Origin of the sequence: Embleya sp. NPDC005575 (genome assembly GCF_040605455.1) — a bacterium.
In the GTDB taxonomy this organism is placed as follows: Bacteria; Actinomycetota; Actinomycetes; order Streptomycetales; family Streptomycetaceae; genus Embleya.
In genome coordinates this window covers 25,830-31,971 of record NZ_JBEXCV010000107.1, presented here as the reverse complement: position 1 = coordinate 31,971, position 6,142 = coordinate 25,830, and the positions used below count along the sequence as shown (strand labels likewise).

At 71.4% G+C, this 6,142-nt stretch carries 6 protein-coding genes; 3 read left to right on the top strand and 3 right to left on the bottom strand.

Annotation, left to right across the window (positions count from 1 at the left end; translation table 11 throughout):
• A partial coding sequence (locus ABZS54_RS29290; protein ID WP_355542524.1) for a hypothetical protein occupies window positions 1-742 on the bottom strand: 742 nt, incomplete at its 3' end.
• Between the two features lie 152 nt (window positions 743-894).
• On the opposite strand from ABZS54_RS29290, the gene ABZS54_RS29285 reads away from it, so the two are divergent.
• Entirely contained in the window at window positions 895-1,692 is a 798-nt protein-coding gene (locus ABZS54_RS29285) for a hypothetical protein (protein ID WP_355542521.1), read from the top strand.
• 120 nt (window positions 1,693-1,812) lie between these two features.
• On the opposite strand, the gene ABZS54_RS29280 is transcribed toward ABZS54_RS29285, so the two are convergent.
• Window positions 1,813-2,295, bottom strand: a complete 483-nt coding sequence (locus tag ABZS54_RS29280) for a MarR family transcriptional regulator (RefSeq protein ID WP_355542519.1) — start codon at window positions 2,293-2,295, stop codon at window positions 1,813-1,815.
• Window positions 2,296-2,550: 255 nt separating this feature from the next.
• Here ABZS54_RS29280 and ABZS54_RS29275 point away from each other — a divergent pair, with 255 nt between their 5' ends.
• Both ABZS54_RS29275 and ABZS54_RS29270 read left to right on the top strand, forming a co-directional pair.
• Window positions 2,551-3,930, top strand: coding sequence for an MFS transporter (locus ABZS54_RS29275; protein WP_355542532.1), 1,380 nt, complete (start codon window positions 2,551-2,553; stop codon window positions 3,928-3,930).
• Window positions 3,931-4,062: 132 nt separating this feature from the next.
• Entirely contained in the window at window positions 4,063-4,854 is a 792-nt protein-coding gene (locus ABZS54_RS29270; RefSeq protein ID WP_355542517.1) for a PIG-L family deacetylase, read from the top strand.
• A 162-nt stretch (window positions 4,855-5,016) separates the two neighbouring features.
• Here ABZS54_RS29270 and ABZS54_RS29265 read toward each other — a convergent pair whose 3' ends face one another.
• Window positions 5,017-5,904 (bottom strand): RNA polymerase sigma factor SigF, encoded by an 888-nt coding sequence (locus ABZS54_RS29265; RefSeq protein ID WP_355542514.1) that lies wholly within the window; start codon window positions 5,902-5,904, stop codon window positions 5,017-5,019.
• Window positions 5,905-6,142 lie beyond the last annotated feature (238 nt).

The window sequence follows — 6,142 nt, the reverse complement described above, 5'->3', positions numbered from 1 at the left end:
ATGTTCGCGAACGAGGGCATGCCGCGGCGAGGTCCCACACGGTCAGTCCGGCCCGGTCCTCCGCGGCCAACCAGCGCCCGCCCGAGTCCAGTGCGAGTCCCGCCACCGGCGCGGTGCCGGCCGCGCCGAGGTCCTCGTGCGTACCACCGACGCCGCGCACGTGCACGCCCGGCACGTCGCCGGCCGCGCACAACCACGCGCCGTCCGGCGCGCCCGCGAGCACCCGCACCGGGATCGGGTAGGTCCACACATTCGTCCGCCCGCGCGGCCCGTACATGTGCACCTCGCCGCCGAGCGCCACGGCGAGCCCACCGATCGAGTCGACCCAGACCACGTCGTCCACCCGGACCGGTCCGTCCACGGCCCGCCACGACTCGGTGCCGGTGTCGCCCGCGTAGACCCGCACCGCGCCGCCGAAGGACACCGCGCACCGGTTGCCCGCGGACCACACGAACCGCGCGGGCAGACCCGGCGTGCGCATCAGCAGCGCGCCGTCGGTGACCCGCCACAGCGCGTACCCCGTGGGGCCCGCGAGGGCGACCACGGTGCCGTCGGGCGAGAAGCCGGTGCGGTAGACCCCGCCCGGCAACACGATCCGGGCCTGTAGTTGCCCGGTTGCCGCGTCGAGCAGTCGAACCTCGCCGGCGGCTCCCGCGACCACGCACAATCCGCCCGACAATGCGACGGCGGACGGTACATCGTCGATCCCGTGCTCCCAGCCCAGCCCCGTACGTGTCGCCATGACAGTCATCGCGGCCCCCTTGTTCGCGAGGCGATCCTTGCGCCTTCGTGTTTCGACCAGGAAAACTCTCAGGTCGATGCCGGTTTCCCTCGGTTCGAGGAGTCTGCTAATAAGACGACCGGACCTGTTCGCCGATGGATCGGATCACACCGTTGAGCACGCTCGAAGGTACGGCGCCGACTGTCGCGGACATCGCGGGCGCGAGCGGAAACGAACCCACGATCTTCGTCGCGGGCCTGATTTTGGTCGCCGCCGGCGCCCTGCTCGCACTCGCGGGCCGTTGGCGGTTCGCGGACGACCGGGACGGCGCGGACGACGGGTACGACGAGGACCCGGTCGAGGTCGTCGAGGTCCCGGATGTAGTGCCGCCCCCCACGGCCGTCGCGACGCCGGCAGCCGCGCTCGCGCCGAGCCGCACATCGGCCGAACAGCCCGAAGCGGCGCCGGAATCGGCGCTCCGACCGACGGCACGGGCCGAGGCCGCAGCGGGTGCGTCGAAGCCGGGCGAGCCGGCCGACGAGCCGACGACCACCACGACGCCGGGCCCCACGTCCCCCGGCGCGGCCGGCGCGGCGGCGGTCACGCCGGCTGTGGAGGCGGCTGCCGCAGCGGTGTCGGACGCCGGAGCCGCGTCCGCCCCGAAGCCCGAACCCGCCCGAAACCCGGGGCCCGAGGCCGAGCCGGCACCGGCACCGGCACCGGCACCGGCACCGGCACCCAAGGACGCTCCCCCGGCCGACCCCGAGGCCGAGCCGGGACCGGGAGCCGAATCCGAGGCCGAACCGAACTCGGCGACCAGGTCCGAGGCCCACCCCGGATCCGGCCCCGTCGACGCCCCCGCCGAGCCGGCGTCATCTCCCGATGCCGGGACGACGACCGAGCCCGATGCGGCAGCCGACGCCGCCGGCCCCGAGCCCGATGCCGAACCCGGCCCGGGCAAGGGCGCCTGACACCTCGTCACCTCACCGCACGGCGGCCCGGAGCCCGCCAGGCCGGTCACCCGACCGCTGTCGCACGCTGCCGCGCGCGCCGATCCGCCTGCCCACGGCCCTGCCCGACGGCCGCCTCGTTCACCCGCGCGCGCCGTGCCCCGTGTGCTCGGGGGCGGCGAGCTCGTTCCTGGGCCATTCGCGGCCCTCGACGCCCTCGACCGATCGGTTGAACCGCGTCAGCACGTCGAACAGTTCGCGTCGTTCGCCCTCGTCCCAGGACGCCAGGACGCGTTCCAGGCCGTGGCAGTGAATCGAGCGCTCCGCCGCGAGCCGTTCCGCGCCGCCCGCGGTGATCCGCAGCTTGCGGGCGAGACCGCCGTTCGGGTCCGCGATCCGTTCCGCGTCGCCGGCCCGCAGGAGCGCGGCCACCTGGCGGTTCACCGTAGAGGTGTCGAGCCGAAACGCTTCTGCGAGTTGCCCGATCGACATCGGCCCCTCGACTTCGAGCCGGGTCAGCAGCAGGTAGGCCGATCGCTCCATGCCGTCGCCGTGCCGCTTGCCCATGACGTGGTGCCGAGCGATCAGCATCAACTCCCGCTCGATCCCTTCCAACACGTCCACTCCCGCCTTCACACCAATGCGCCTGCCAGGACCCTAGCGCCACACCCGGGCAATGTGCACGATACACATCATGTGTATCGTGCACATTCGTTGACCGCAGCACTCATTCGGCGATCCTGGAGGCAGTCCGTGACCGGTCCGAGCGGCGTACCCGAGCCGAGCCCGGCGGATGCTCCCGCCCATCCGCCCGGGCCCGTGGACCGGGCCCGGGCGGTGGTGGCGGTATTGGCGTTCTGCGGCGTGGTCGTGGCGCTCATGCAGACCCTGGTCGTCCCGCTGCTGCCCAACCTGCCCAAGCTGCTGGACACCTCGCCCGCCGACGCTTCCTGGGTGGTCACCGCCACCCTGCTCTCCGGCGCGGTGTGCACCCCCGTGATGGGCCGGCTCGGCGACATGTTCGGCAAACGCCGGATCCTGATCGTCAGCCTCGGCCTGATGGTCGCGGGCTCGGTGTTGTGCGCGCTCTCCGACACGCTGCTCCCGATGGTGCTCGGCCGTTTCCTCCAGGGCGCGTCGTTCGGCGTGATCCCACTGGGCATCAGCATCATGCGCGACGAACTCCCGCCCGCGAAGCTGGGTTCCTCGATCGCGCTGATGAGCGCGACGCTGGGCATCGGCGGCGCGATCGGGCTGCCGGTGGCCGCGCTGATCGCGCAGAACGCCGACTGGCACATGATGTTCTGGGCGGCCGGCGCGATCGGCGCGCTCGACGTCGTGCTGGTCCTGCTCCTGGTGCCCGAATCGCCGGTCCGGCTGCCGGGCCGCTTCGACTTCGCCGGTGCGGGCGGGCTGTCCGTCGGCTTGGTGGCGCTCCTGCTCGTGATCACCAAGGGCGCCGACTGGGGCTGGGGCAGCACGATCACGCTCGTCCTGCTCGCCGTCGCGGCCGTCGTCCTGCTCGGCTGGGGATGGCTCGAACTGCGCACCGCACAACCGCTCGTGGACCTGCGCATCTCGGTGAAGCCGCAGGTGTTGTTCACCAACCTCGCCTCGGTCGTGGTCGGCTTCGCGATGTTCGCCCAGTCGCTGGTGTTCCCGCAGGTGCTGATGAACCCGGAGACCACCGGCTACGGGCTGGGGAAGAGCATGGTCGTCGCCGGCCTGTGCATGGCGCCGTCCGGCATCGTGATGATGCTGGTCTCGCCGTTGTCCGCGCGCCTGTCCGCCGCGCGCGGCCCGAAGGTCTCGCTGCTGGTGGGCACCCTGGTGATCGCCATCGGCTACGCACTCTCGGTGTTCATGCTCGACGCGGTGTGGAAAATCGTCGCGATGGCGGTGCTCTCGGCGGTCGGCGTCGCGTTGGCGTACGCGGCGATGCCGTCGCTGATCATGCAGGCCGTGCCGATCGGCGAGACGGGTTCGGCGACCGGGCTGAACACGCTGATGCGCTCGATCGGCACCTCGACCTCCAGCGCGGTGATCGGCGTTGTGCTCGCGAACTTGACGATGCGCTCCGGCGGCCGCGAGTTCCCCTCCCACGACGCCTTCGTGACCGCGCTGTGGTTGGGCTGCGGAGCGGCCGTCCTGGGCCTGCTGGTCGCGCTGTTCATCCCCGGGCGCAAACCGGTCGAAGCCGCGCAGATCCCGGCGCGGAACCGAAAGGACGACCCCACCGCGGTGCGAACGGCCACCTGACGGCGCAGCAATTCCCGTGTCGCACATGGCCAAAACCCGCCCGGGTAGCCGATGCTCGTAAGTCTTACCCCGGCGCCGACCACACGATTGGGAGATCGCCACCCCTAGTTCGCCTCTCGACAGGGAGACACCATGAGCCTTCCCACCTTCCGCGGATCGCGTTCACCGGCACCCGATCCGGCTCCCGAAGGAGCCTGGACCACCGAGGCCGATTGGCAGCGGCAGGCGCTGCCGGTCGCACTGCCGCAGGACTGGCCGGTCCTGGCCGGCGGTCTCGTGGTGGTCGCGGCACACCCGGAGGACGCGCTGCTGGGCGTGGGCGGCCTCATCTCCCGCGCGGTGGCCGGCGGCTCGCCGGTGCGGGTGGTCAGTGTCACCGACGGCGACGCTTCGCACCCGGGCAGTCGGTTACCGGGTTCGGTGCTGGCCGCTCGGCGGGTTCGCGAGTCGGACCGGGCGTTCGCCACGATCGTCGGCAATCCCGGCGGGGTGGCCCCGGTCGAGGTGATCCGACTGCGGGTCCCCGACCGCACGGTGAGCACCCACGAGCGCGACGTGGTGGACCGGCTGATCCCGCTCGTCGCGGGCTTCGCGCTGTGTGTGAGCAATTGGCGCGAGGACGGCTTCGCCGATCACGAGAGCACCGGTCGGGCGGCCGACATGGCATGCCGGGAGACCGGCGTGGGACTGCTGGAGTTCCCGCTGCGCATGTGGCAGTGGGCGCGGCCGCAGGACAGTCGGGTGCCGTGGAGCCGGGCGCTGCGGGTGGATTTGACCGAGGTGCAACAGGCACGCAAGGAACGGGCGCTGTCGTGCCTGGCCTCCCAGATAGCCCCGCTGGTGCCGGGCCGTGACGACCGGGTGCCGCTCCCACCGGAAAAGCTCGCGTACTTCCGCCGCCCCTTCGAGGTGCTCTTCCGCTGACCCGGCGGGCCATCTCACGCCGAACGGCGATGCGCGTTCCCTTCCCGATTCGGGCGTACGCCCGGCGGCTTCGGCCGACCGGCGAACAAACCCTTCGGCAACCGTCGGGCTGCTCGGAAGGAGGGGAACGCGCGCGGTCGCATCGACGGCGTGCGCGGGTGGTCAGCCCGGGATCATCAGCCGTTCACGCAGCGATGCCAGAGTGCGGGCGAGAAGGCGGGACACATGCATCTGCGAGATGCCGATCCGCTCACCGATCTGCGCCTGGGTCAGATTTCCGTAGAACCGCATGACCAGGATGGCGCGCTCGCGCTGCGGCAGTTCGGCCAGCAGCGGGCGCAGCGCCTCGCGGTACTCGACCAGGTCGAGCGCGTGGTCCTCGGAGCCGAGCCGGTCGCCGACCGTCTCCTGGCCGTCCGCGTCGCCGTAGGCGGTCTCGTCCAGCGAGGTCGCGGTGTACACCGTGCAGGCGTCCAGACCTTCGAGCACCTCCTCCTCGGTGATGCACAGCCGCTCGGCCAACTCGCGCGGCGTGGGCGTGCGGCCGTGCAGCGCGGTCAGTTCGTCGGTGGCGCGCAGCAGTTCGGTGCGCAGTTCACGCAGCCGGCGCGGAACCCGCACGGACCACGAGGTGTCCCGGAAGAAGCGCTTGATCTCACCGATGATGGTCGGCATGGCGTACGCCATGAAGCTGCTGCCGCGATCGGCCTCGTAGCGGTCGATCGCCTTGATCAGGCCGATCGTGCCGACCTGGACGATGTCCTCGACCGGCTCACCGCGCCGCCGGTAGCGCCCGGCGGCGTGCCGGACCATCGGCAGGTTCAACTCGACCAGCAGCCCGCGCAGGTACGAGTGGTCCACGGTGCCCGGTTCCAGCGTGGCAAGCCGGGCGAGCATCAGATCGCCCGCCGCCCGGGCCATCGGCGTGGGCAGCCGGGTGACCAGATGCGGGTGCGCCAGCAGGTCGTCGAGGTCGACGGTCGGCGGCGGTGGAGGGGCGGCGGCGCGGGGTTCCGCGGTCGTGTCGAGGGTGCTCAGGCGCACGGCCATTCAGGGTCTCCCAATCCGGATGGATGGACACCGATAACCCCGAGCGACATCGAGTCTGTGACCTGAGGCACAGGAAGATCAAGAGCCCTCCGGGGGTACGTCCTGACGTCAGGATCGCGACATGCGGCCCCACCTCGGGAAACGACGGACCGACGAAACGGAAAAAACGAACGAAAGCAGCCCATACGGCGCAATGAAAACGGGCATCGAGTCATCAAACGTCTGCCATACGTGTCCG